The sequence below is a fragment of the Vibrio sp. 14G-20 genome (genome assembly GCF_026241515.1).
In the GTDB taxonomy this organism is placed as follows: Bacteria; Pseudomonadota; Gammaproteobacteria; order Enterobacterales; family Vibrionaceae; genus Vibrio.
In genome coordinates, this window is the sequence record NZ_JAPHPW010000005.1 from 163,863 (window position 1) to 189,886 (window position 26,024).

The following is a 26,024-nucleotide window of genomic DNA, read 5'->3' on the forward strand; positions in this document are numbered from 1 at the left end:
GATGGATGTTACCGGTAACTTTACAGCCTTGTCTATGAGAAGGATCACATCTTTAACATTAGTAAAACGTTTGCTATCAACAAGGATAATGGGACTGGAAAGTCACATTATAAGTAGAAAAGTGAATTAAAAAATTTTTTAAATCAGTGAGATAACTAAGCCCGCAATGATAAAAACCACGCCTACACCGCGAGTGGCATGCCACTTTTCCTTTAAAAAGTAGATCCCCATCACTACGCCGAAGATGATGCTTACTTGTCTAAGTGCAACAACTAAGCTGACGTTTTCTGTCATGGTCATCGCAAACAATACTAGGCCATAGGTCGAAGCCATCATGATGCCAGCAAGTGTTGCTCTTTTACGCAGTATCCAAGCGTTATGGAATTCGATTCTTTGATTCGACACAAGCAACCAAACACTCAGCGGAATCACAATCGCCCAAAACTGAATACCTAGGTAGAAAATCGCGGTGTGCTTGTTAGTGATACTAGGCGTGCTTAGAGGCTCTAATAATAGAAGTGCCTCTTTATCAATAATCGAGTAACCCGTGGTACCTATTGCGGCGATGAGCGCCCACAACACGCCAAGGTTTAGGTAGGCCTTAAGCCTCAACTCAGAGAATTGCTTCAACGGGACAAACAAACAGCCCAAGGTAATCAAGGTGAACCCAATCCATTGATTAGACGACAGTTCATAACCAATCAACACTGTACCCAAGCCAACCATTAGAACCGGAAGAGCTCGGGCCATTGGATAAATCACGCCGATGTCTGCTTGTTTATAGGCAGTCCCTAGCCCAATCAAATAGACGATTTGACAAATCCCACTCAAGAAAACCAGTTGCCAAAATGGAAGTGAGATATTTAACAAGCCAACACTGTAAACATACCAAATCAAATATGGCGTCAAAATCGCTGCGGCGGCAAAGCCAGAAGCCAGAAAAAAAGACGAACCCGATCCTTGATTAGACTTGCCTAGAACATTCCAACCCGCATGCAGCAAAGCTGAAATAATCACGATAACAATGGCAGAGACTTCCATTTCGTTCCTGTTCTATTAATTGATCAGCGAATGGCTAAACATAAGTGATAAAAAAACCTCCGAGTAAGAGGCTTTCCAATGAATCTATAAAAACTAAGAACTAACTAGCACATTTAACGTTCTAACTGCGCTATCGACTCGATACTGATCGCGTCGTGGCGCCAATATTCAATATCGCAGTCAATCAAATCACCATCTTGATTGTAGTTAACACGCTCGACCACCATAGCCGGAGACCCTGAGGTCGCACGCAGTGCTTGGGCTGTTTCGCCAAGCAAAGACGTTGTACTCACGCGGTAACGGATCTTCTGATACACAACACCAAAGTGCTCTCGGTAGATGTCAGTCAACGATTTAGACAAGTCGTAGTCAAGCAAGTTAGGGAACAGCTCAGGTCGAATGTAGTTCGTCACATACACAACCGGTCTGTCTTCAAGGTAGCGAACTCTGTCCACTCGATAAACATCTGAGAACGGTTGAAGATTAAGAAGCTTTGTCGCTTCCTTGGTTGCTAACATCCCTTTCGCCGACACCAACTCTGTTTTCGGCTTACGGTTCTGAGACAAAGCCATGTTAGTGAAGTTCAACGTTTGCGTAGGATCGTAACGAAGCGGATCAGGAGAGATAAACCAACCTCGTCGATCTTCTCGATAAATACGCCCTTCCGCTTCAAGTGAAGACAAGGCTTCACGCAACGTAACACGTGTGGTATCGAACGATTCAGCCAGTTTACGCTCAGCAGGTAGCTTCTGTCGTGGCGTTAACATCCCCGACTCTATCTGCTCTACGATGACATCTTTGATTTTTACGTACTGCACTTCATTTCCTTTCATTCTTGTTCTTGTCGTCAGCCATTCCTTGGCCAACTGCAATATAAAATGGTTCGCTAGCGCTTACGCCAAGCTTGGGTGCGCTTCTCGAATAACTTGTTGATTAACATATGAATCAACTTCGCGCTCGCTGCCGATATCATGATCATCACTGCCATGGCAGCTGCTGCACCCGTTTGCCCCGCGTCGTCCATATTCAGTACTGAAACTGACGCAGGTATCGTATCGGTAGAATACAAGAATACTACCGCAGATGTCGTGGTAAGTGCATTAATAAACAGGTATGTCATAATATCTAAAATCGCAGGCAGACAAACGGGCACCGTCACCTTAAAGAACAGCTTATATTGCGGTAAGTTCACCGAGGCTGCGGTCGCTTCAATTTCATCAGGTAGTTGTTTTAATGCAGTCAACGCTGTCATGTGGCCGACTGTGTAGTAGTGAACCACCGTATTAATCACCAAGAATGCCATCGTGCCATACAAGAAGTTGAGTGGATTACTCAAATCATTGAAGTAGAAGATATAACCCAAACCCAACACCATACCCGGAACGGCCATCGGAACCACACTGAGCATTTGCATTGCTTGACGAATAGGGCCAAATGCTCTGCCTTTCTCAATGCAATAAGCACCCAAGAAAATCAATACCGTGCCGATAATTGCTGTCCATGCACCTAGCGTTAAAGAGTTGAAGAATGGCGTCCAACCATAAGTACTCATCTCAGAAAAATTATAGTTATTTAGTGTTAACGCCTTGTTCCAAGGCCAGAACGTGACCATTGACCCGTATATCGCCATACCCAACACAATAATCACAGCCGCCGATATGATGGCGCAATAAAGAAAGCACAACCCATCACGCATAGTGCTTGGCTCTGGTTGGTAAGCGACAGAGCGAGTATCAAATAGGCTCTTCTGCTTCTTTTGAACCCAGCGATCAACGGTAAACGCCAATAATGCAGGCAACAGCAAGATGATACTGGTCACCGCGCCCATAGAGAAATTCTGCTGCCCTACCACTTGTTTAAAGATGTCTGTCGATAGAACGTTATAACTGCCTCCAATCACCTTTGGCACACCAAAGTCACAAACCACCAGCGTAAACACAACGATCAAGGTACTTATCAAACCGTATTTTGCCGCAGGTAACGTCACCATGAAGAAGGTTTTTAGCGATGAAGTATTGAGTGCACGTGCCGCCTCATAAAGACGAGCGTCAGAGGTTCTCAATGAAGTAGTTAAAATCATTAAGGCGTGTGGAAACGTCCAGAATATCAGGCCCAGTGAGATACCAATCAAGCCATAAACCGAGTTGCCACCCAAGACTTCTTTAGCGATACCTTGGTTACCAAATAAGAAGATCAAACTGATGGCAGGAAGCAATGAAGGAGCAAGAATAGGCGCAGAACCCAGCACTTGAAAAAGCCCCTTGAAAGGCATGCATGAACGAGTCAAAGCATAGGCATAACCAAACGCTAGTACCCCCACGACAACGGTCACTAACAACCCAAGCGTGAACGTATTGCCTACCGATTGCCAAAGGCTTTGAGAAGCAAAATACGTTGCGAAATTCTGTAAACCTACAAATTCGCCATCTGCGTTCTGAACACTCTTTTTCAACATTGCCCACAGTGGCATCAGGATAAACAACGTCATGACCACAGACAAAAAGGCCAGCAGACCAAATAGAATTACGTTGTCTTTGCTTAATCGAGCCAGAAAAGGCTGTACTCGTCGTTGAACTAGCAGCTTAGATTGCATCATTTGAGTCGATTCCATGATTGTTTACGCCGCCTTGTCTTTCATCACTTGCAGGCTTTTCGATGAGTAAGCTCTAAGGCCTTCTTGATCAAACGCCACGTAACGAATATCACTGCGACGCAGTTTCAATCGATTAAACTCTTTAACGGGTACATCAACGATGATCTCTTTCGCCGTTGAGTCATGTTGCAATTGACACTCAACACGATAAAACGCCCCTAAGAATTCGCTTGATACAATTCTCACTGGCAAGGATTCACTAAAACGATCCACAAACTGGATTTGCTCTGGACGAACGGCAATATCGAAAACATCACCCAGATTTGGCGTGAGATTATCTAAGTGAGGTAATGGTAGCATTGACTCAGCAATACGTATCTTGCCTTGAGCCGCGACAGAAGCTTGAATGAAGTTCATGCTGCCAACAAACTCAGCAACAAAACGGCTGACTGGTTTTTGGTAAATCTCTTGTGGAGCACCTACTTGTTCGATAACACCATGATTCATCACCACAATGCGGTCAGCCATCGTTAAGGCTTCATCTTGGTCGTGCGTCACCATAATAGTGGTGATACCCAACTTGCGTTGCAGTTGGCAGATCTCATCACGCAGGTGTGTTCTTACCTTCGCATCCAATGCAGACAGCGGTTCATCCAGTAACAACAAGCCTGGAGAAAGAGCCAATGCGCGAGCGAGCGCCACACGTTGCTGTTGTCCACCTGACAATTGATTCGGGTATTTCTGGCCAGATGTTGGTAAACCAATGGTTTCTAACCAAGACTCTACCGCTTCCAGAGCTTCTTTGGTCGACATACCTTGGTTCTTCAACCCAATCGCGATGTTCTCTTCAACGGTGAGATTTGGAAACAAAGCATAAGACTGGAACACGATGCCAAAGTCACGCTTTTCTGGTGGCAAAAAGGTCGTATCATTACCGTTCTGCTCAATAGAGCCCGAGGTTGGTAAATCTAGGCCAGCAATCGCACGTAATAAGGTGGTTTTTCCACAACCAGATGGGCCAAGGAAGCAGACGAACTCGCCTTTATCTATCGATAGGGAGATGTCTTTTAACGCTGTAAATTGGCCAAATTGCTTTACAACGTTTTCAATATTCAAATAAGTTTGGTTGCTCATACTACAGCACTCTCTATATGGTATATACCAAATTTAAACTGAGAATATTGCAGTTGAGTGACAAATTTATAGTAGCTAAATGACAGTTATATTGCAGATATAATAAGCATTAAAGATTGCTATTTGTTCTGCATTAACAGTTCGTTCAACGTTAAAAGCCCTCAGTGACTTGCCCATAAACCACTGAGAGCCTCAATGCAAACTTCTAATTTAAACGCTAGATTAATCTATGATTCAACCTTGTCGGCTTTGCCCGCCGCACCTGCGAGTTTGGATAACTGTTTATCTAGCCACAATGGCGTGCTACCCGAATCTTCCGCGTTCTCTTTTCTTCGTACCGCATCACGCACCATCATGGCACCTACCCAGCGGAATGGCTCCGGTGGGAAATGCCCAAGCGGTCCTTTGGTTAACCCACAACACGTCCAAGCATTATCGGTTCCGAGTACCATTGCTGACAAAATCTTCCCGCCTATACGGGTTTGAGCAACACCATTGCCAGAGTAACCAAGCCCATAATAGATATTACTTTGGCCTTTTAGATTACCGAAAAATGGCAACCCGGTGACCGAACGATCTGAGCCGCCTGACCAGTTGTAATCGAATTCACTTTGCTCCAGTTTAGGGAACAGCTTTTGGAATGATTGATTGAGAATCGGCAGGTAGTTGGTCGTTTGGTTAAACATGCTTTCTACTTGATTTGCAAACGAGAACTTATTGCCACCTTTACCCAACATGAGTCGCCCGTCTTGGGTGTCTCGGTAGTAGTGAACAAAAATACGTGAGTCGACCACTGCGGCTCCTTTCTCTGGGCCAAACTGCTTGAGCTTTTCAGGGATAGGCTTGGTCACCACCATATCGGAAGAGACAACCACTATGCTGCGTTTGAACTCTTTAAAGTGATCGAGCATCCACGCATTGAGTGCCAAAATCACTTTATCCGCAAATATGGAACCGCCTTTGGTTTGAATTCGAGCTGGGGAGCCATAATCGAGTGATGTCATCTCTGTGTTTTCGTGAATTTCGACACCCAGTTCGAGCGCGACTCGGCGTAAACCTCTAGCCAATAACGCTGGTTGAATACTGCCCGCAGCTTCTGAGTAGTAACCCTCAATGTGGCGATCAGATCCCGCTTTATCAACCAAAGAATTATCGCACTTCTTCCAGCTATTGATCCCCTGCTTAACCAGCTCATTAACAACAGGTTCCATTCCACCCTTTTGCGCTTCATTGGTCGCGGTGTAATAAGTCCCACTGCGATACAGATGCGCATCGATGTTATGTTCATTACAGAAAGTTTCTATTTCGTAAATGACCTTTTCAGATTCCTTAACCAACCATTTCGCTTGTTCTTTTCCGTAAAGCTTCTTCAACGTTGGATACTTCGTTGACCACGTCAACATACACCCGCCGTTGGCGCCGGAAGCACCGCTGCCACACAAGCCTTTTTCAATCACCACAACGTGCTTTTGAGGCTGTTGTTGTTTGATTAAAATCGCCGTCCATAAACCGGTGTACCCACCGCCGACAATAGCGATATCACAGTTAACGTCTTTTTGAAGCGGTTTAGCGGATTCTAGCCCCGCGTTGATGCTGCCAAATTCCTGTTCCAATGCTTGCTTGAACCAATATGAGTAGTGCTTTTTCATTTGTTGTACCTTACTAAAAACCTAAAGGCGTAAAACTAAAAAAGGAAGACCGAAGCCTTCCTTTACTGATTTCTAACTTCTAATGAACTCAATAGTTAATTAACTGAATAGGTCATCAGATTAAGATTTAGGCTCTGATTTAGCGTCAAACTTCTCAGACCATGTTTTCAAAACGTCTGCACGCTCGCTGCCCATGCGTGCAAAGTCCATTTTTGCCATGTTCTTTTCGACGTTAGGGAAGTTTTCAATTGTTGCTGTCACATCTTGGTGACCAACAACTGGGTACATTTCGATGTAAAGCTCGTTTGCGGCTTTAGAGATAGACCAATCAACAACGCGCTGCGCCGCATCAGAAGCCTTAACAAGACCTACCGCTTCAGATTCCCAGCCGATACCTTCAGGCGTAATCACTGAAAGTGGAGCGCCTTGAGTTTTCAGCTTAGCGCCACGGCTCGCCATAGAAATACCGATAGCAACTTCCCCCATGCCCGCTTGAACACATGGCTTAGATCCAGAGTGCGTGTAGTGAGCGATGTTTTGGTCTAACTTCTGCATGTAGTTCCAACCTTGGTCTTCACCCATGTTTTGTAGCCACGCCGACACTTGCATGTAACCCGTACCAGAAGACGCTGGGTTTGGCATAGCAATGTGGCCTTTGTAGATAGGCTTCGTTAGGTCATCCCAAGACTTAGGTGCCGGTAGGTTCAATTGCTTAGCAACTATTTCGTTAAAGCAAACTGCATTGAAGAATGCGTCATTACCATACCAAGCTTGAGTGGACTGCGGGTCGTTAAGGTTAGCGCGTAATGCTTCTACACCTTGAGGTGTGTACGGTTTCAGAATGCCTTCTTCTTTAAGCAGAGCCATTGAAGAACCTGCAAGTCCCCAAACGACCTCTGCGCGAGGGTTGTTTTTCTCAGCTAATAATTTTGCCGTCATGATCCCTGTTGAATCACGAACCCATTTGATGTTGATGTCTGGGTTTTCACTTTCAAATGCGTTTTTGTATTTCGCTAAAATGTCAGTTTCAAAAGCAGTGTAAACCGTCACTTCCTGTGCTGCATAAGCATTACCAGCGAGTAGAGTTACTAACGCTGCAAGTGATCCTTTCATAAAACGGTTTTTCATCATTTTCTCCAGTCAGGCTCAACTCTAAAGTGAGAAGTTGCCAAAATTAAAAGTTATCGAGGTTTAAAGCTGCCTAGTTTTGGAAGCAACCAATGTTTAACGTTTCTTAAATTAGAAGCCTCATTAAGAGGCGCCTATATCCATAAATTCATTTAGGTTGTTAGTACACGCCTTTACATTGGTATGTACCAGATTGCGAGTATTAACCTAATCGACTTTTATGACGGTTAAATGAACAAAAAATGGCAATTTAAAGATCGGAAAATTTCTCAACACAAGTGACAAATTTGAATATTAAGCTTTTGTTAAAATAACGTTTGGGCTATTTACGACTGCTTAAATTAGTTGTTAAAGTAACTAAAAATACTGGTATAGTCCAAAATACAAATCACGAGAATTGAACATGAGAAACGAATACCTACTACTGACACCGGGTCCTCTATCTACTTCTGAAACCGTTCGCCAAGCGATGCTAAAAGACTGGTGTACTTGGGATGATGAATACAACAAAGACGTTGTTGAAGTGATTCGTAGCAAGCTTGTGACTTTGGCGACTAAGCAGGCGGGATATACAAGTGTATTAATGCAAGGCAGCGGCACTGCTTCAGTTGAAGCAACAATCGGTAGCGTTATCTCTAACAGCGGTAAGCTTCTTGTTGTCGATAACGGGGCGTATGGTGCTCGCATTGCTCAAATCGCAGAATATTTAAACATTCCGTGCCATGTCGTTTCCCCAGGTGAAACATCACAGCCTGACTTGAACGAAATGGAAACGGTATTGGCCATGGATTCAGACATTACTCACGTTGCGATTGTGCACTGTGAAACCACGACTGGCATGCTTAATCCAATTGAAGAGATTGCCAAATTGGCAAAACAACACAACAAAACCGTCATTCTTGACGCGATGTCGAGCTTTGGCGGTATTCCTATGGATATTGCTGACTTGGGTATCGATTACATGATCAGCTCAGCAAATAAGTGTATTCAAGGTGTACCCGGGTTCGGCTTTGTTATTGCAAAGCAATCAGAACTGGAGAAGTGCAAAGGCCAAGCTCGCTCATTAAGCCTTGATCTGTTTGACCAATGGCACTGTATGGAAAGCAACCACGGTAAATGGCGCTTCACCTCTCCGACTCATACAGTGCGCGCTTTCTACCAAGCTCTACTTGAATTGGAACAAGAAGGCGGCATTGAAGCTCGTCATAACCGCTACCAAACCAACCAGACCACATTGGTTACAGGTATGCGCTCTCTCGGTTTTGAACCTCTGCTAAATGATGACCTTCATTCACCGATCATCACCTCTTTCTATTCTCCAACTCATAGCGATTACCAGTTCAAGGAATTCTATGACCGTTTGAAAGAGCAAGGGTTTGTAATTTATCCGGGCAAGGTTTCAAACGCGGACTGCTTCCGCATCGGTAACATTGGTGAAGTTTACCCGTCAGACATTGAAGCCCTCATTGGCGCAGTGAAAAACGCTATGTACTGGGATATCAGATAATGACCACGACCAATCAAGAACCAGTTCTAAAGACGACACACTTTAGAAGCGAAGGCGATGTGAACACCACGCCAGCACGTGAGAAATGGAACCAATCGCTAAACGATGATGCGACTCAAGCGATGTTAAAACGTGACTCTGACGTATTTCTTCATCAAGCGATGTCAACGCCGTGTCTAGATACACTTGAAGCCGCTGAAGGCATCTATATTCAAGATGCGACGGGCAAGAAGTACATGGACTTTCACGGCAACAATGTTCATCAGTTAGGTTATGGCCACCCACACATCATTAATAAAGTGACTCAGCAAATGGCGTCATTGCCGTTTTCACCGCGTCGCTTCACCAATGAAACTGCCGTTCAGTGCGCTGAAAAGCTCACGCAGATCTGTGGTGGCGACTTAAACCGTGTTTTGTTTGCGCCAGGTGGTACTTCTGTTATCGGCATGGCACTCAAACTGGCTAGACATGTCACCAACAACTTCAAAGTCGTTTCATTGTGGGATTCCTTCCATGGCGCGTCACTCGATGCAATTTCAGTGGGTGGTGAAGCCTGTTTTCGTGAAGGTATGGGGCCGTTAATGGCTGGCGTAGAACGTATTCCACCAGCGGTTTCCTATCGTGGTGCTTTTTCGCTTCGCGGGCAAAACTCAGGCGATGCGAACGAGACCGCATGTGATGTGCACTACGCCGATTACCTTGAGTATGTGATTGAAAAAGAAGGCGGTATTGGAGCCTTCATCGCAGAAGCTGTTCGTAACACCGATGTTCAAGTACCAAGCAAAGCTTACTGGAAGCGCATCCGTGAGATCTGCGATAAGCATAACGTCATGTTGATCATCGACGACATTCCAAACGGCATGGGTCGCAGTGGCGAATGGTTTACACACCAAGCTTTTGATATCGAACCTGACATTCTTTGTATCGGTAAAGGTTTTGGCGGCGGCTTGGTTCCAATTGCAGCCATGGTCACCAAAGATAAATACAACACGGCAGCGCAAGTCTCACTGGGTCATTACACCCATGAGAAAAGCCCTATTGGCTGCGCGGCAGCACTCGCAACCATGGAAGTAATTGAACAAGAAAACCTACTTGAAAAAGTGCAAGCAGACAGCGTATTCGTTCGTGAACAACTGCTGCAAATGAAAGAGAAATACCCAGTTATTGGTGACGTTCGCGGCATCGGCCTGCTTTGGGGTGTGGAATTGGTCACCGACCATATCACCAAAACCCGAGCGTTCGATGAAGCAGAAGCCGTACTTTACCAATGTCTGAACGATGGCCTGAGCTTTAAGGTGTCACAAGGTAACGTGATTCAATTAAGCCCGCCATTGATCATCAGCCGCAGCGAACTAGAAGTCGCTCTGTCTGTATTCGAAAAAGCGATAGCAAAAGTCTGCAAAGACTTTGAATACCTTTAAATCACCTTTTAAAGCATGCGTTTAAGTAATAATTTCAAGCAACCAATAACCTAAAACAATCACTCATCTCCCAGAACAACCTTAACTGGGAGAGAACAGAAATAGGACACGACTATGAACACAACATCACCTATCCAAGCGGTTATCTTTGACTGGGCTGGCACTATCGTTGATTTTGGATCATTTGCTCCAACCAGTATTTTCGTTGAAGCATTCAGACAAGGTTTCGACTTTGATATCGACTTAGCAGAAGCGCGTGAGCCTATGGGGATCGGCAAATGGGATCACATTCAAGCAGTAGGTCGAAATCCTGCTGTTGACGTTCGCTGGAAGGCTCAGTTCGGACGTTCAATGACAAGTGAAGACGTTGACGCGATCTACGCGGCATTCATGCCTCTTCAAAAAGCGAAAGTAGCCGATCACGCAGCACCTATTTTGAATGCGATAGAAGTGGTCAATAACCTAAAAGAGAAGAACGTGAAGATCGGCTCTTGTTCAGGTTACCCACGTGAGGTGATGAATGTTTTAATTCCTGCAGCAGCAGATTACGGTTATCGACCAGATAACGTAGTAGCGACCGATGACTTACCTCAAGGTGGTCGCCCAGCTCCATTTATGGCACTGAAAAACGTAATCGACCTAGGTGTAACCAGCGTTGCTGCGTGTGTAAAAGTAGACGATGCAGCACCGGGGATCGATGAAGGTCACAATGCAGGCATGTGGACAGTTGGACTCGTATTATCTGGGAACGAAGCAGGCTTAACTTATCAAGAATATTTAGATGCAGACGAGACAACACTTGCCGCTGCACGTGAAAAAGCAAGCGTTAAGCTAAACAAATCAAACCCACACTACCTAATCGATACCATTGCAGACCTACCAGGTGTCATTGCAGATATTGAAAAACGTTTGTTAGCTGGCGAACGCCCATAACGGTAATTGTTCAGGTTACCCAACCAAACATTCGATACACATAAAAAGAAACCTCGTATTGCCTAGAAATAATACGAGGTTTCTTTTTTTCCAACATTTGAGACAACATATTGTTAACAAATAACACAGTAAACAACACCTTAAACATATAATTTTTAACAATTTCATTGACTGCGATACGCAATCAGACTAACAATATAAGTACTGAGTAAAAAATAGGTCAACCTGAATCAACGCCTTGATTTACTTATTACAAGCAGTGTCATTAACTAATAAGTGATCGTTTTACTGGCAAGTTCAGATAACAACAATAGTTAATCCAAGGATAAGATTATGAAAAGACTGTCAAAAATCATGTGTGCTGTCGTTGCCGCTTCAGGCTTAGCTGCCGCTCCTTCAATTGCTGCAACCACTTACGTTGGTGCAAAAGTTGGCATGGGCTGGTTAGACAGCGCATGTGTAGCTGGTGCCAAATGTGATGATGATGCAATCGGCGCCGGTATCTACTCTGGCTACAATTTTAATGAGAAGTTTGGCATTGAGCTAAGCTCAGACTTCCTTGGTGACTACAAGACAAGTTTTACAAAAAACGGTACAACAGCTGCGTTCAGCGATCCACTAATCGCAATCTCACTAACGCCAATGTACCGCTTACCAGTACAGCAAGAATTTGACGTATTCTTCAAAGCAGGTCCTGCATACATTTCACACGGCGGCGAAGATGACGTTGTTCTTACAGCCGGTATCGGTGTTGAAAAGCAACTATCTTCTGACTGGGCACTGCGTGTTGAATACCAATACTTTGATGATTTCGACGACAACTACGTTCAAGATCTCAACTCGAACCTGTTGTCGGTCGGTGTTAGTTACAACTTCGGTACTGGTAATACAACCGCATCAGCAGCGGCTGCTGCAGCTTCGGCAGTAGCAGTGACTCAAGCACCATCTGAGCAAATCACAGAGCCTGCTGTTATTGAAGAGAAAACGACAGTAATTGTTACTCAAGCCCAAACAGAGAGTCATTCTCAAGAGATGTTTGCAACGAATAGTACGGAATTGTCTACAGACGGAAAAATTGCATTGATGCCATTAGTCGAAGTACTAAAAGAGCACCCTCAATCAACAATTGAAGTTGTTGGCCATACGGACTCGACAGGTGCGGCAGAGTACAACATGATGATATCTAAGAAACGTGCTGCCGCTGTAGCTGCATACATCGAAGAGCAAGGTATTGAAGCAGACCGCATCACTGCAACAGGTGAAGGCGAAGAAAACCCAGTTGCATCGAATGATACAGCTGAAGGTCGTGCTCAAAACCGTCGTGTTGACACAACGATCCCTGCTTTTGAATACCAGCAAGAAGTGAAAGTTGAAGAAGTTATCGTAGAAACGGCTGAATAACAGCACTCTACCTTAGCTAAGGTAACAAGGGCGGAACACTTTCAAGTGCTCCGCCCTTTTATTAATCTGTCTTTGTCCCAAATCTTAAGCTGCAAAAGTCAACCTAACACCAGAGGTACAATCAGAAGACTAGACGATTTCCCAGCTGTGAGTCATTTCTACGCCAGCACCTAGCATCAGACATACTGAACAGTATTTCTCTAATGAATCCGCACAAACTTTAGCAACAAGCTCAGGATCAAGGTTGTCACCCGATACTTCAAAATGAATATTAATAACGGTAAAGATTTTTGGTGCGGTTTCACGACGTGTTGTTTCAAGTTTTGCATTACAGCCTGTAATGTTCTGGCCTGCAGATTTCAAACCATCAACCACATCAACAGAGCTACAACCACCAGCCGCCATTAACACCATTTCCATCGGGCTTGGCGCAGTAGCACCACCACTTCCATCCATCACGACAGAGTGACCTGATTGAGATTGACCTAGGAATTTAAAGCCTTCGACCCATTTAACTTCTGCTTGCATGCTGTTCCTTAGATGTACGAAAACGTCATCATTAGCTAGTATTTTATATCAATGCCTACACCCTACTACTGGCGGCATTTATGAGCAAGATTTTCTCAATAACATATTTTTTCGTGAATGATGCAATTTTTTCCATCTAAAACCTGTCTCTATTCGTACATTCAAAATCGAATGAGAAGAACGTCAAGATGAGGTATCTATGAATAAATTATCTAAAATATTGGTATCACTCGTGGTTGCGCTACCACTGATTTCGCTGTTTGTAAGCCAGACTGGCACTGCCAATACAATGGATAAAACAGCTAATTCAGGTAAAAGTGAAATCGCGACACTGGCTGGTGGTTGTTTTTGGTGTACAGAATCCGACCTAGAAAAGCTGACAGGCGTCACCGACGTTATCTCTGGGTACTCTGGTGGTGAACTAGAAAACCCAACCTACAAACAAGTATCCTCAGGCAAGTCTGGTCACATCGAAGTGATCAACGTGACTTACAACCCTGATGTTGTTAGCTATGAACAAGTTCTTGACCAATTCTTCAGACACATCGACCCAACCGATGACAAAGGCTCTTTTGTAGACCGAGGCCGTCATTATCGACCGGCTATTTTCTATCATAACCAAGCACAAAAAGATGTTGCTCAGAACTTCATGATGGAGATCGACAAAGCTAATATCTTTGGTGAACCACTAAAAACAGAACTGATTGAATTTAAAAAATTCTGGCCAGCGGAAGACTATCACCAAGACTATTACAAGAAGAGTAAAGTTCGTTACAACTACTACCGCTATGCTTCTGGTCGCGATCAGTACCTAGATAAAATCTTCGGTGACGATAGAAAAGAGAACCCGCAAACACTCCGCCAGATCATCGACAGCAAAAATGCGACAGCCAACGCTAAGACCTACGTTAAACCGTCTGATGCTGAGATTAAAGCGAAGCTAACCTCACTTCAGTACGATGTCACACAAGACGATGCAACAGAGCGCCCGTTTGACAACCAATACTGGGATAACAAACAAGAAGGTATTTACGTTGATATCGTAACTGGTGAGCCACTGTTCTCTTCAAAAGACAAATACAAATCAGGTACAGGTTGGCCGAGCTTTACACAGCCAATCAGCGAGGCTTATGTGGTAACAACTACTGACTACAAACTGCTTTACCCAAGAACAGAGGTTCGCAGTAAGTTTGGTGATTCTCACCTAGGTCATGTATTTAAAGATGGCCCTAAACCGACAGGTTTGCGTTACTGCATGAACTCAGCTGCGATGCGCTTTATCCCTGCGGATAAATTAGCAGAAGAAGGTTATGAGGAATACGTTGAGATGTTTGAGGGATAAACATTCAGCAATTAACGATAAAACCATAACAACAAAGCCAGCATATCGCTGGCTTTCTATCATTTGCAGAGCTTTATTTATTAACCCGTTAACACCGTGTCTTCTGGGTATTTCAACAAGGAAGGTTCTGGACGAGCTAACATATAAGCCAAGGTCAAAGGACCAATACGCCCGATTACCATCACAACAATCATGATGTATTTACCAGGCTCCGTGAGGTTCGCAGTTAAGCCTGCTGTTAGGCCAACGGTTGCAAAGGCAGAAATCACCTCAAACATAACTCGATCAAACGCAGCCTTTTCAGTAAGCATTAACAAAAACATAGCAGTGGTTAATAACGCCCCACTGACCACAATAATGGCCAATGACTTTGTTACCGCTTGCCAAGTAACCGTGCGTTTAAACATCACTACATGCTTCTTTTGACGTAAGAAAGTCCAAGTCGCGACAAATGCAACCGCAAAGGTCGATACCTTAATACCACCACCAGTAGAAGTCGAACCAGCACCAATCAGCATCAGTACTATCATCACCAATAATGCCGGTTGCGTATACTGAGACAAATCCACACTATTAAATCCAGCAGTACGAGCACTCGCCGATTGGAAGAATGCCGCTAACCACTGCCCTTGAGTCGATAAACCTTCCATAGTTGCAGAGTTATTCCTCTCCAACAGCCAAAACATCACCGTACCGACCAACAATAGAGTAGGTGTTGCAGTTAGCATAATCTTGGTGTGTAAATGTAGATGTTGAAAGCCTTTACGCCAGTTACTCGATAGGTCCCCAACGACAGTGAAGCCTAGCCCACCAAAAATAAACAAGCCAGCTAAGGTAAAGATCACCAATGGATCATCGACAAAACTCATCATACTGTCTGAAAACAGCGCAAAACCTGCGTTATTGAATGCGGATATCGCGTGAAATAGCGCATAAAAGCTGCCTGTTGCCCATCCCATCTCAGGCACCCAACGGAAACAAAGCAATACAAAACCGATAAATTCAGCCACTAATGCAAAGATGATGATTTTCTTAACTAATTTACGAAGGTTAATCTTACGATCTTGGCCAAGCGCTTCTTTCGCCAGGGCTTGTTGTTTGAGGCTTAGCCTAACTCCGAACATGTAAAGTAACACTGCAGACAGGGTCATTTGCCCTAACCCACCGACTTGCATCAAGAACATCAGTAAGATTTTGCCCGCCAAAGTGAAATGCTCACCGGTATCGACAACACCTAAGCCTGTCACACTGATCGCCGAGGTTGCTGTAAACAATGCATCCGTAAAGCTTAGGCCTGTCACAGAGAATACCGGCAGCGTCAACAATATTGCAGAGGGGATAAGTACACCTAAGAAGCTCGTAAGGATAATCTTAGGTTCAGAGCCTTTACGTGGCTTTTTATCACTCTTAAGCGTGTAGAAAGTACCTTTTCGTTTTAACGAATTCATACTGTTACCTTATTGCCAATTACCAATTGCGTAGCTTTCTAGATAAAGTCTCTTTCGGCCCAGCGATAATCACCACATCCCCAATTTCTAAACTCACCTCCAGTTCTGGCGCTTTAGTGAGGTTCGGTCCTCGCTTGAAGCCAAGTACCTCTACACCATTTTCTTTACACAGCTTAAGGTCGCCAAGTTTCTTGCCCAGCAATTTGGCACCGATAACAATCTCCGTCATCGCTAAGCCGCTGCCAAGGTCGATAAACTCAAGAACGCGTCTATCTAACATTTTACGTGCAACGCGAATACCCATATCTCGCTCGGGCATAATGATGTGGTCAGCACCAATCTTAGAGAGGATCTTGCCGTGGAACTTATCATTCGCCTTGACCCAGACTGCTTTTGCTCCAGATTCTTTCACCACCAAAGTCGTTAGAATGCTTGAGTTAACATCAGAGCCAATCGACACCATCACCATGTCGTAATCGTCGAGTCTTAACTCTTTCACTGTCTCTTCGCTCGTGCAGTTCGCAACAATCGCTTGTGAAACAAAAGCCGCCGCTTCCTTCACCCGCTCTTCATCAATATCGACGGCAAGTACCTGTGCACCTGAACTTTGCAACTCTTTGCAAACAGATAAACCAAATCGCCCTAAACCGATAACTGCATATTGTTTGTCGCTCATTTGAAATCCTGTTGAGAAATTTTAATTACACGAGATAGCCAAACCTACATTAGTTTCTATCTCAAAAAAAGTCAGTTCTGTAAGAATAAGGTTATACTATTGTCATAATCGCTTGATTTATAAAGGTAGAGAACAACTCGAGTTTCTGCTAATTTCCAATTCATAATTTCTGCGGCAGCACACACAATGAATGAATTCATAACCCAAGTACAAACCTACATCAACCAGAGCCATAGTGATTGGGCAAACAGCGTCCTATTCATCACTATTGCGAGTTTTCTCGCTTGGGTAGCTTGGCGAATTATCCATAATCGCTTAGAAATTCTGGTTCAAAAAACCCCATTCCACTGGGACGATCTACTGCTAGAGGCACTAAAAACCCCTGTCAGCACGTTGCTTTGGTGTTGGCCTGCTACAGTATCTGTCGGGCTAATCCTTCAAGACCAGTTTGGCAACGAAATCAACTGGTTAAAAACGCTTAAACACATATTGATTATCTGTACCTTCGTTTGGTTTACCTTACGAATGATCACAAACACTGAAGCCTATGTTTTAGAGCAAAAAACCAGAGACGAAACCACAGTACAGGCTATAGCGAAAGTCGCTCGCCTGTTCTTTATGGTGATGGGTGGCCTAACCATTATGCAGGCGTTTGGGCTCAGCCTATCAGGCTTGCTCACATTTGGTGGTGTTGGTGGCTTGATCGTCGGTTTAGCGGCTAAGGACTTACTGTCGAACTTCTTCGGTGGGATGATGATTTACTTCGACCGCCCGTTTAAAGTCGGTGATTGGATACGCTCTCCCGATCGTCAAATTGAAGGTACTGTCGAACGCATTGGCTGGCGCATGACCATCATTCGCACCTTCGATAAACGCCCTTTGTACGTACCCAACTCGGTATTCAGCAACATTGTGGTGGAGAACCCATCGCGAATGTTGAACCGCCGAATCAATGAGACTTTTGGGCTGCGTTACCAAGATGCAAACAAACTGGCTCTGATTGTGGATGACGTAAAAGCCATGCTTGAAACGCACCCTGACATCGATGCTAAGCAGACGCTGATCGTTAACTTCGATAAGTTTGGACCATCAACGCTTAATTTCTTTATCTACACCTTCACCAAAACGGTCAACTGGGTGAGATACCATGAAGTTAAGCAAGATGTATTGCTGCAGGTGCTAGCGATTATTCACAAACATAATGCTGATATCGCGTTCCCAACTCAAACACTTAAAATCGACCCGCAAGGTTTTAGCGAAGCTCAGGACATGGTCATTTCCAATCCAGAAGGTCATCGATAAGTAAATTTCTTATCGATAAATAATAACAGTGAAGCGTGGTAACATGACGCCAGTATTTCAAGGCACTCAATTACCACGATATGATTTTACCTGTCATTCTAGCTGGCGGCTCTGGTAGCCGCCTCTGGCCACTATCTCGCGAGCTTTACCCTAAGCAGTTCCTCAACATCGCAGGTGAGCAATCTATGCTTCAGCAAACCCTTTTGCGTTTGCAAGGCCTTGAAGCGCACTTAAGTGATACCGAGTGTGCCGCTCCCTTCATTATCTGTAACGAAGAACACCGCTTTATTGCTGCGGAACAAGCTCGATCGACTAACATCCAACACAGTGGTATTTTGCTAGAGCCTGTCGGTCGAAACACGGCTCCTGCCATCGCATTAGCGGCATTACAAGCTTTAGATAAATCAACCCATAATGAGCAGAATGCATCAGACCCGATTTTATTAGTACTGGCTGCCGATCATCACATCGCTAACACCTCTGAATTCCAACAAGTGATTAGTCGTGGTGTTGATTACGCGAAGCAAGGCAAACTGGTGACATTCGGTATAACACCCAACGCACCAGAAACGGGTTATGGCTATATCAAACAGGGGGAACCTCTTTCCCCTCTCGTTCAGACCGATACCAACGCTAAAGAGCAATCAGCTCATCACGCTTACGCTATTGAATGCTTCGTTGAAAAACCCGATCAAGCGACAGCACAAGAGTACATTCGCTCAGGGCTGTACTTATGGAACAGTGGCATGTTCATGTTCAAAGCATCTCGCTACCTTGAAGAGCTTTCGGAACATCACCCAGAGATCTTGGCTGCTTGTAAGCTCGCTTTGTCCAAGCAAAATACCGACCTCGACTTTATCCGTATAGACGCTGAAGCATTCAAAAACAGTCCGAGTGACTCAATCGATTACGCCGTGATGGAAAAGACCTCACACGCCGCAGTAATCCCGATGGATGTCGGTTGGAACGATATTGGTTCATGGTCTGCAATCTGGGATGTGAGTGATAAGGACGAGCACAACAACGTAATTGAAGGCGATGTGTTGACTGTCGATTCTCAGCACAACTACATCCATGCTGAAAATAAACTGGTTGCAACTGTGGGTGTCGAAAACCTAATTATTGTCGAAACCAAAGACGCTATATTGGTTGCGAATAAAGATAAAGTTCAAGGTGTAAAATCGATTGTTAGTAAACTGAACCAAGCTGGTCGCACAGAACATGTTCATCACCGTGAGGTGTTTAGACCTTGGGGTAAATACGATGTAATCGACCTAGGTAAACGCGACAAAGTAAAACGTATCACGGTAAAACCCGGTCATAAGTTATCGCTACAGATGCATCATCATAGAGCGGAACACTGGGTTGTCGTAGCAGGGACTGCGAAAGTGACCAACGATGAGAAAACCTATCTGGTTGAAGAAGATCAATCCACTTACATTCCTTTAGGCCATATTCACAGCCTAGAGAACCCAGGGGGTCTGCCACTCGAGATGATTGAAGTACAAACAGGCAGTCATTTAAGTGAAGACGACATCATTCGATATCAAGATAGCTATGGCCGAGATGTGCGAGACGAACAACCTGACTCACCTCAAATCAACAAATCGAACTAAAGCAGCAACAACAAATGAAATCAACATTAGACCTTAGCTGCTTCAAGAACAACGATATCCGCGGCATCATTGGTGAGCAAATCAATGCCCATTTTGCCTACCTGCTCGGCAAGGCATTTGGCGAATACGTCCTACCCACGACACCTGAAACTTCATTCGATGGCTTGGCTCAAGTGGTGATTGGTCGTGATAACCGAGAAACGTCCCTTTCATTACAAGAAGCCATAACCCAAGGCTTAATCGAGTCTGGGATAACCGTAATAGACCTAGGTATAACTGGTACTGAAGAGGTCTACTTTGCAACTCGACACCTTAACGCCATTGGCGGAATCCAAATTACGGCAAGCCATAACCCAATCAATTACAACGGAATGAAATTAGTAGGTGCAGGTGCGAGTCCGATTAGTAAAAACAATGGTTTAGATGTAATAAAACAACGCATTGAGGTTCTGGATCAAGAGCTGAATAGCGGTTTACCTATCAGCCATGTACAACCCTCTTATTCTTGTAGAACGGCCAGTATTCTTGCTCCATACGTAGAGCACCTACTCTCGTATATAACCCCATCAAAGCTGTCACCGATGAAGATTGTGGTTAACGCAGGAAACGGCGTTGCAGGACATGTCATTGATGCTTTAGAGAAGAAATTTAACGAACTCGGTGTCCCTATCACCTTCATCAAGGTTCATCATACCCCTGATGGAAACTTCCCAAATGGTATTCCAAACCCTTTAATTAGAGAGAACCAAGCAGCCACTCGAGATGCCGTTTTAGAGCATTCTGCCAACCTTGGAATTGCTTGGGATGGAGACTTCGACCGATGCTTTTTCTTTGATGAGCAAGGCAATTACATCGAGGGTTATTACATTGTCGGGTTGCTTGCTGAAGCATTCTTGGTCAAACAGCCTAACGCGGCTGTATTGCACGATATGCGCATGACATGGAACACGATTGAAGTCGCTAACACGCATGGTGGAAAAGCGATTGGAATTAAAGCGGGGCACGCACTTATTAAAGAGAAGATGCGTGAAACAAATGCCGTCTATGGTGGCGAAATGAGTGCGCACCATTATTTTCGTGATTTTGGATATTGCGATTCAGGCATGATTCCTTGGCTATTGGTTATCGAACTAATGTCGAAAACTCAACAATCTCTTCACCAATTGACGAGTACCAGTATAGATAGATTCCCCTCTTCCGGGGAGATCAATCGAAGAGTATCAGACCCAGAGCAGGTCATGGCTTGCGTGTTATCGCACTACCGAGATAATGCCGTTGAGATCGATCACACAGACGGGATCAGCATCAATATGGGCACATGGCGCTTCAACTTGAGAAAGTCCAATACCGAGCCATTAGTACGCCTTAACGTTGAAACAAAACAAGATAGAGCTTTGCTATCACTTAAAGTCGACGAGCTACTGTCTTTTCTCATTTAAGAATACAAACACTTCCAGTTTTCAACTAAGATCCACAAAAAAGCCCTTACTAGCTGTTGCTAATAAGGGCTTTGAATTTTCAATAGCTTAGTTGCTGATTGTAATTAATCTATTTGTTGCGGCGAGCTTCAACAGCGTCTGCCAGTTGGCGAAGTACTGTCTCAGTGTCTTCCCAACCAATACACGCATCAGTAACAGATTGACCGTAAGTTGCAGCTTTGCCATCAACCAAGTCTTGGCGACCTTCAACAAGGTGAGATTCAATCATCACACCAAAGATAGCTTTGTCGCCACCAGAGATTTGAGCACTAACGTCATCAGATACGTTCATTTGACGCTTAAACTGCTTAGAGCTGTTTGCGTGGCTGAAATCGATCATCACTTTTTGTGGAAGACCTGAAGCTGCTAGCTCTTCTTTAATCTTACCAACGTGTTCTGCGCTGTAGTTTGGCTCTTTACCACCACGTAGGATGATATGACAATCAGGGTTACCTGCCGTTTCAACGATAGCTGAATGACCGTACTTAGTTACCGATAAAAAGTGGTGAGAAGCGCTAGCAGAGCGAATTGCATCTGTTGCGATCTTGATGTTGCCATCAGTACCATTCTTAAACCCAACTGGGCAAGATAGACCCGAAGCCAGTTCGCGGTGAACTTGAGATTCTGTAGTACGTGCGCCGATTGCACCCCAGCTGATTAGATCTGCAACGTATTGAGGCGTGATCATATCTAGGAATTCGCTTGCCGTTGGCATGCCCATGTCAGTTAGGTCAAGCAGTAGCTTACGACCTAGACGAAGGCCATCATTTAGCTTGAACGTATCGTTCATGTACGGGTCATTAATTAGACCTTTCCAACCAACAGTTGTACGTGGCTTTTCAAAGTAAACACGCATTACGATTTCAAGGTTATCACCAAGTTCGTCGCGTAACACTTTCAAACGCTTACCGTACTCAAGAGCAGCTTCTGTGTCATGAATAGAACATGGACCTACAATAACAAGCAAGCGGTCATCGCTCTCTTCTAGAATATTGTGGATCGCTTTGCGGCTTTCAAAGGTTGTAGAAGAAGCAACTTCTGTCGCTGGAAACTTTTCTAAAACAGCAACAGGGGGTAATAACTCTTTTACTTTGTTAATTCTTACATCATCAGTTTGGAACATTGCTTACTTCTTCCTTTTTTCTATCCTTGAGCTGAATGTACGTTGTCTCACGTCACTTTCTATCAGCACTAATCTTCTTGTTCCCTGTAACTTAACTAGTAAAAACTCTAGTTTCAATCACTAATTGAAAATAAACGCAATTTTTTTTGTGTTTTATATTTAAAACACCCTGTATACCATTATTTACACGCATTCGATTGCGTAATTTCAAGGACGGCACGAGGAGCTATTCTCAATAGCTTCACCATACATGTGAAATTGTGTAGAACTTAGAAACAAAAAAGCTCACGTGATTAACGTGAACTTCTAACTAATTACATTCCTTTCAATGGCTTGACAACACTATCAAGTCCTTCAATTTTCAGAGCAAGACACAGTTTTAATAAATCGCCTAGTTCACCAGGCGGGAATCCCTTTTTATCAAACCACAGCAAATATTCTTCAGGCAAGTCAATCAGTGTACGACCCGCGTACTTTCCAAATGGCATATGCATTCGAGCCAACTTAATCAGGTTCTCTTTCTCTAGCATTATTCGCTCTTTCTATGCGTCATCTATGTTGTGTAGAGTATCACCTAAACGCTCGAACCAATAGTTGATCGCGTCTTTCGCATCATCTAACGAGTCAATCATGGTTGAAAAGTCTTTATTACCCGCTTCACGGTCGATGGCAGCAAACAATGGCGTGCCCTCTTGAGCATCACTGACCAATAACTCTACACTCGCACTACCAACATTCGTGTGTTCGCCAGTTGTCACTTTAGATATGGTTGACATCGCAAGGCCAAACGGCAGTACACTACTGGTCACGGCTAGGATAGGGTTTGGAGTTTCAACGTTACTCAATGCAATACTTAGGCGCAGCGTATTCCCGGTAGGCTCATCGACAATCGTTTTATGGGGCGATATTTTCTCTTCCAAGCGTGCAACCATGTGATCAGTCAACTCTTGAATCTCTTCCTGATCGAGCGAACCTTCTTCTGCAAGCACAAAGATCTGGTCAATGACCACAGAATCATAATCGTCTAACTTAGATTTCAAACGTTGTGCGTCACGTAGGCCGATTCTAGCCCAAACTAAGTCAACACCACCGTCAGGACCTGGCTGAAAATCTTCATAACTGGTGAATTTGGTTGCGGTTTTAATTGGACCGCCTGCACAACCAAACAAAAAATGCTGGTTGCAACAAGCAAGAGAAGTTTTAAAGGTTTCATAGCGCACTTACATTAAATAGAAGAATCCAACTAAATATGCCATACCCTATGTGGAAAGATTGTAGAAAAGGGGTTAAAACTCAGAGCTAGCTCTAAAATTAATTATGCTGCACGGTGTGAGCATACTCTACAATCACCTGATTTCCTTCGATATAAGCGTTTTGAATCTCGCCATCAACACTCATTCTACTTTTCAAATAAACCACTTTAGGTCCAGATTCATTGCCTTCTTTTAGTGAAGGGAATACATTCCTTGGTTCCAAATGAAGTAAACGGCAAAAATGACTGACGAAAGACATAGTCAATGGCGTCTCCCCTCTCAACACTCTAGAGAAATCAAGCTGGTTCATTCCTAGCTTTTTTGAAAATTCCATCTGCGTAATTCGCATTCGCGATTTTTGTGACATCCACGTTTGATACAACGCATCTCTGTCTTGTTCTGTGAATTCCATACTGACTCCTTTATATAATTCATACCAATCAATTGTCCGTTTTTTCATACACGACATGTCAGGGTTCGGTTAATGGAAACCAAAGGTTTGGTTTTGATATGAGTGCAATTGTTGTACAGAGCAGAACACAAAAACCCAAAAGCATTCACAAAAACAATTAGAGCAAATACTTTCTTTATTTATATCAATAATTTATACGTTAACTAACGAAACATATAGCAAGTTAATTTTTATTAAGAATTAAAAGTTCGAGATTAGCATTCCACATTTCAATCTATTGATTCGCATTTATAAAACTGGTTGGCTACATTCCGTTGGCTTAAACGCACTTCTGGCAAACTATTTGAAAGAATAGGACGCAAAGCCACCGGTCTGTCGACAAATATTCTGTCTATGATAGCGGGGCCGCCACTTAATAGGATTTAAGTGCACATGCATGCCGGAGTGTTCTCTTTTTTGTCGGCCAAATACAGTAAGGACAAATAATGAAACAACTCCCAAAAAAATCACTCATCGCGCTGTCGCTACTTAGCGTAAGCGGTGCAAGCTTTGGTCACGGTTATGTTTCGGCATATGATAATGGCGTTGCTGAGAGCCGTGTCGCTCTATGTAAGTTCCCAGCGAGTGACACACAACAGAAAAACACCGACTGTGGTGGTATCCAATACGAACCACAAAGTGTGGAAGGCCCTGAAGGTTTCCCTGAAGTCGGCCCTGTCGATGGAAAAATCGCCAGTGCAGAATCTTCTTTAGCGGCAGCACTAGACGAACAAACCGCAGACCGCTGGGTTAAACGCCCTATCAAGTCTGGTTCTCAGTACTTTGAGTGGACGTTCACAGCTAACCACAAGACCCGCGATTGGAAATACTACATTACGCAACCAGACTGGAATCCAAACCAACCTTTGGCACGCAGCTCTTTTGATTTAACGCCATTCTGTGTTGTTGAAGGCAATATGGAGCAACCACCAATGCAAGTCAGCCACTTGTGTAATGTTCCAGAACGAGAAGGTTATCAAGTGATCCTTGCTGTATGGGATGTGGGTGACACTGCTGCAGCTTTCTACAACGTTATCGATGTGAAATTTGATGGCGACGGCCCTATCATCCCGGATTGGGATCAAGGCGGTCAGATCAACCCAACTCAAGACCTGAACGTTGGTGATGCGGTTTACACTCGTGTCTTCGACCAATCTGGTGAGAACGCTTCATACAGCACTGAGCTAGTGATTGAAAGCAACGAGCAAGGCAAAGCAAACAGCTGGTCTTACGCACTTGCAGCTAAGATCAACAAAGAGCAAACTCAAATCAAAGCAGGTCAACTAAACGGCCAAGGCGATTTCGCACCCGTTTACGGCACTAACCCTGTTTATCTAAAAGCAGGTTCTGGCTTTAACAGTGTGGAAATCGGCTACAAGATTGACACTCCAGAACCAGACCATGAGCTAGAAGTAACAGGCTTAGAGTCTGAGTACATTATTGATGAAAACCAGCCGACACAGCTTGATCTTACTCTTGCAGCAACAGGCGATATTCAAGCTGAATTGACTGTGTACAACCATCACCGTGAAGCACTTGCCTCTCAGAAATCTGAATTAGCAGACGGACAAGTTGAAGGTGTTCAGCTGACTCTTTCTAAGTCTGAAGCTGGCCACCACATGCTTGTGGTTGTGACGAAAGATGACCAAGGTAACTTAGTGGATCAGAACACGCTTGATTTCCACCTAATGGACGAGCAAACACCGCCACCAGCGGGCGACTACGACTTCGTGTTCCCAGAAAGCATTGAATCTTACACTGCAGGAACAAAGGTTCTGAGCAGCGATGGTGGCATTTATCAGTGTAAAGAGTTCCCATACTCTGGCTACTGTGTTCAATGGGCTCCAACAGCAACTCAGTACGAACCAGGTGTCGGTTCACACTGGCAAAGTGCTTGGAACAAAGTGGACTAAGTACTCGCTAGATACTTACTTTGTATTAAGTGCGTTTTAGTGATCAACCAAACAAAAACGGATGCCCAGAGCATCCGTTTTCTTATT

General features: G+C 44.2%; 21 protein-coding genes, 1 pseudogene and 1 riboswitch. Of the genes and pseudogenes, 9 read left to right on the plus strand and 13 right to left on the minus strand.

Annotated features, from left to right (window positions below; genetic code table 11):
- Nucleotides 1–138: 138 nt before the first annotated feature.
- The 6 genes from OQJ75_RS06425 to OQJ75_RS06450 all read right to left on the minus strand — a co-directional run bounded on the left by OQJ75_RS06425 (nt 139) and on the right by OQJ75_RS06450 (nt 7,548).
- Entirely contained in the window at nt 139–1,041 is a 903-nt protein-coding gene (locus OQJ75_RS06425; RefSeq protein WP_265971772.1) for a multidrug transporter, read from the minus strand.
- 113 nt (nt 1,042–1,154) lie between these two features.
- The gene (gene phnR / locus OQJ75_RS06430; protein WP_017075809.1) at nt 1,155–1,859 is read right to left on the minus strand and encodes a phosphonate utilization transcriptional regulator PhnR; all 705 of its coding nucleotides are present in this window, start codon (nt 1,857–1,859) and stop codon (nt 1,155–1,157) included.
- A 68-nt stretch (nt 1,860–1,927) separates the two neighbouring features.
- Entirely contained in the window at nt 1,928–3,637 is a 1,710-nt protein-coding gene (locus tag OQJ75_RS06435) for a putative 2-aminoethylphosphonate ABC transporter permease subunit (RefSeq protein WP_416340669.1), read from the minus strand.
- A gap of 21 nt (nt 3,638–3,658) precedes the next feature.
- Complete coding sequence (locus OQJ75_RS06440; RefSeq protein ID WP_010428765.1) at nt 3,659–4,768, minus strand: putative 2-aminoethylphosphonate ABC transporter ATP-binding protein; 1,110 nt, start codon at nt 4,766–4,768, stop codon at nt 3,659–3,661.
- A 227-nt stretch (nt 4,769–4,995) separates the two neighbouring features.
- Nucleotides 4,996–6,417, minus strand: coding sequence for an FAD-dependent oxidoreductase (locus OQJ75_RS06445; protein ID WP_265971770.1), 1,422 nt, complete (start codon nt 6,415–6,417; stop codon nt 4,996–4,998).
- A gap of 120 nt (nt 6,418–6,537) precedes the next feature.
- Nucleotides 6,538–7,548 carry a putative 2-aminoethylphosphonate ABC transporter substrate-binding protein gene (locus OQJ75_RS06450; protein WP_032545450.1) on the minus strand — a complete coding sequence of 337 codons (1,011 nt, stop codon included), beginning with the start codon at nt 7,546–7,548 and terminating at the stop codon, nt 6,538–6,540.
- Nucleotides 7,549–7,948: 400 nt separating this feature from the next.
- On the opposite strand from OQJ75_RS06450, the gene phnW reads away from it, so the two are divergent.
- The 4 genes from phnW to OQJ75_RS06470 all read left to right on the plus strand — a co-directional run bounded on the left by phnW (nt 7,949) and on the right by OQJ75_RS06470 (nt 12,807).
- A complete protein-coding gene (gene phnW / locus OQJ75_RS06455; RefSeq protein WP_248392986.1) occupies nt 7,949–9,052 on the plus strand; it encodes a 2-aminoethylphosphonate--pyruvate transaminase in 1,104 nt (367 codons plus the stop codon).
- Entirely contained in the window at nt 9,052–10,473 is a 1,422-nt protein-coding gene (locus OQJ75_RS06460; protein WP_265971768.1) for an aspartate aminotransferase family protein, read from the plus strand. The genes phnW and OQJ75_RS06460 overlap by 1 nt, the downstream gene beginning before the upstream one ends.
- 114 nt (nt 10,474–10,587) lie before the next feature.
- Nucleotides 10,588–11,406, plus strand: a complete 819-nt coding sequence (gene phnX, locus OQJ75_RS06465; protein WP_265971766.1) for a phosphonoacetaldehyde hydrolase — start codon at nt 10,588–10,590, stop codon at nt 11,404–11,406.
- Between the two features lie 333 nt (nt 11,407–11,739).
- Entirely contained in the window at nt 11,740–12,807 is a 1,068-nt protein-coding gene (locus OQJ75_RS06470; RefSeq protein ID WP_248376014.1) for an OmpA family protein, read from the plus strand.
- Between the two features lie 129 nt (nt 12,808–12,936).
- Here the strand turns inward: OQJ75_RS06470 and OQJ75_RS06475 are convergent, their stop codons facing one another.
- Nucleotides 12,937–13,335 (minus strand): OsmC family protein, encoded by a 399-nt coding sequence (locus OQJ75_RS06475; protein ID WP_017068628.1) that lies wholly within the window; start codon nt 13,333–13,335, stop codon nt 12,937–12,939.
- Nucleotides 13,336–13,534: 199 nt separating this feature from the next.
- On the opposite strand from OQJ75_RS06475, the gene msrB reads away from it, so the two are divergent.
- Entirely contained in the window at nt 13,535–14,677 is a 1,143-nt protein-coding gene (gene msrB / locus OQJ75_RS06480) for a peptide-methionine (R)-S-oxide reductase MsrB (RefSeq protein WP_265971761.1), read from the plus strand.
- Nucleotides 14,678–14,757: 80 nt separating this feature from the next.
- Here msrB and OQJ75_RS06485 read toward each other — a convergent pair whose 3' ends face one another.
- Both OQJ75_RS06485 and OQJ75_RS06490 read right to left on the minus strand, forming a co-directional pair.
- The gene (locus tag OQJ75_RS06485) at nt 14,758–16,125 is read right to left on the minus strand and encodes a TrkH family potassium uptake protein (RefSeq protein ID WP_248392982.1); all 1,368 of its coding nucleotides are present in this window, start codon (nt 16,123–16,125) and stop codon (nt 14,758–14,760) included.
- A gap of 19 nt (nt 16,126–16,144) precedes the next feature.
- Nucleotides 16,145–16,801: a potassium channel family protein gene (locus OQJ75_RS06490; protein WP_265971760.1), complete on the minus strand. Its 657-nt coding sequence runs from the start codon at nt 16,799–16,801 to the stop codon at nt 16,145–16,147.
- A 186-nt stretch (nt 16,802–16,987) separates the two neighbouring features.
- On the opposite strand from OQJ75_RS06490, the gene OQJ75_RS06495 reads away from it, so the two are divergent.
- The 3 genes from OQJ75_RS06495 to OQJ75_RS06505 all read left to right on the plus strand — a co-directional run bounded on the left by OQJ75_RS06495 (nt 16,988) and on the right by OQJ75_RS06505 (nt 21,158).
- Entirely contained in the window at nt 16,988–18,103 is a 1,116-nt protein-coding gene (locus tag OQJ75_RS06495; protein WP_265971758.1) for a mechanosensitive ion channel family protein, read from the plus strand.
- 80 nt (nt 18,104–18,183) lie between these two features.
- On the plus strand, nt 18,184–19,719 hold the full coding sequence (locus OQJ75_RS06500) for a mannose-1-phosphate guanylyltransferase/mannose-6-phosphate isomerase (RefSeq protein WP_265971755.1): 1,536 nt from the start codon (nt 18,184–18,186) through the stop codon (nt 19,717–19,719).
- Nucleotides 19,720–19,733: 14 nt separating this feature from the next.
- Nucleotides 19,734–21,158: a phosphomannomutase CpsG gene (locus tag OQJ75_RS06505; RefSeq protein WP_265971754.1), complete on the plus strand. Its 1,425-nt coding sequence runs from the start codon at nt 19,734–19,736 to the stop codon at nt 21,156–21,158.
- A gap of 109 nt (nt 21,159–21,267) precedes the next feature.
- Here OQJ75_RS06505 and aroG read toward each other — a convergent pair whose 3' ends face one another.
- The 4 genes and pseudogenes from aroG to OQJ75_RS06525 form a co-directional block, all read right to left on the minus strand.
- Nucleotides 21,268–22,320 (minus strand): 3-deoxy-7-phosphoheptulonate synthase AroG, encoded by a 1,053-nt coding sequence (aroG, locus tag OQJ75_RS06510; protein WP_019820407.1) that lies wholly within the window; start codon nt 22,318–22,320, stop codon nt 21,268–21,270.
- Nucleotides 22,321–22,634: 314 nt separating this feature from the next.
- Nucleotides 22,635–22,850, minus strand: coding sequence for a DUF3820 family protein (locus OQJ75_RS06515; RefSeq protein WP_265971752.1), 216 nt, complete (start codon nt 22,848–22,850; stop codon nt 22,635–22,637).
- A gap of 12 nt (nt 22,851–22,862) precedes the next feature.
- Nucleotides 22,863–23,533 (minus strand): annotated as a pseudogene (locus tag OQJ75_RS06520) (DUF3313 domain-containing protein).
- 98 nt (nt 23,534–23,631) lie between these two features.
- The gene (locus tag OQJ75_RS06525) at nt 23,632–23,985 is read right to left on the minus strand and encodes an XRE family transcriptional regulator (RefSeq protein WP_248375998.1); all 354 of its coding nucleotides are present in this window, start codon (nt 23,983–23,985) and stop codon (nt 23,632–23,634) included.
- 323 nt (nt 23,986–24,308) lie between these two features.
- Nucleotides 24,309–24,398: riboswitch (cyclic di-GMP riboswitch) on the plus strand.
- 72 nt (nt 24,399–24,470) lie between these two features.
- Here OQJ75_RS06525 and gbpA point away from each other — a divergent pair.
- Nucleotides 24,471–25,937 (plus strand): N-acetylglucosamine-binding protein GbpA, encoded by a 1,467-nt coding sequence (gene gbpA, locus OQJ75_RS06530; protein WP_265971747.1) that lies wholly within the window; start codon nt 24,471–24,473, stop codon nt 25,935–25,937.
- Nucleotides 25,938–26,024: the final 87 nt, after the last annotated feature.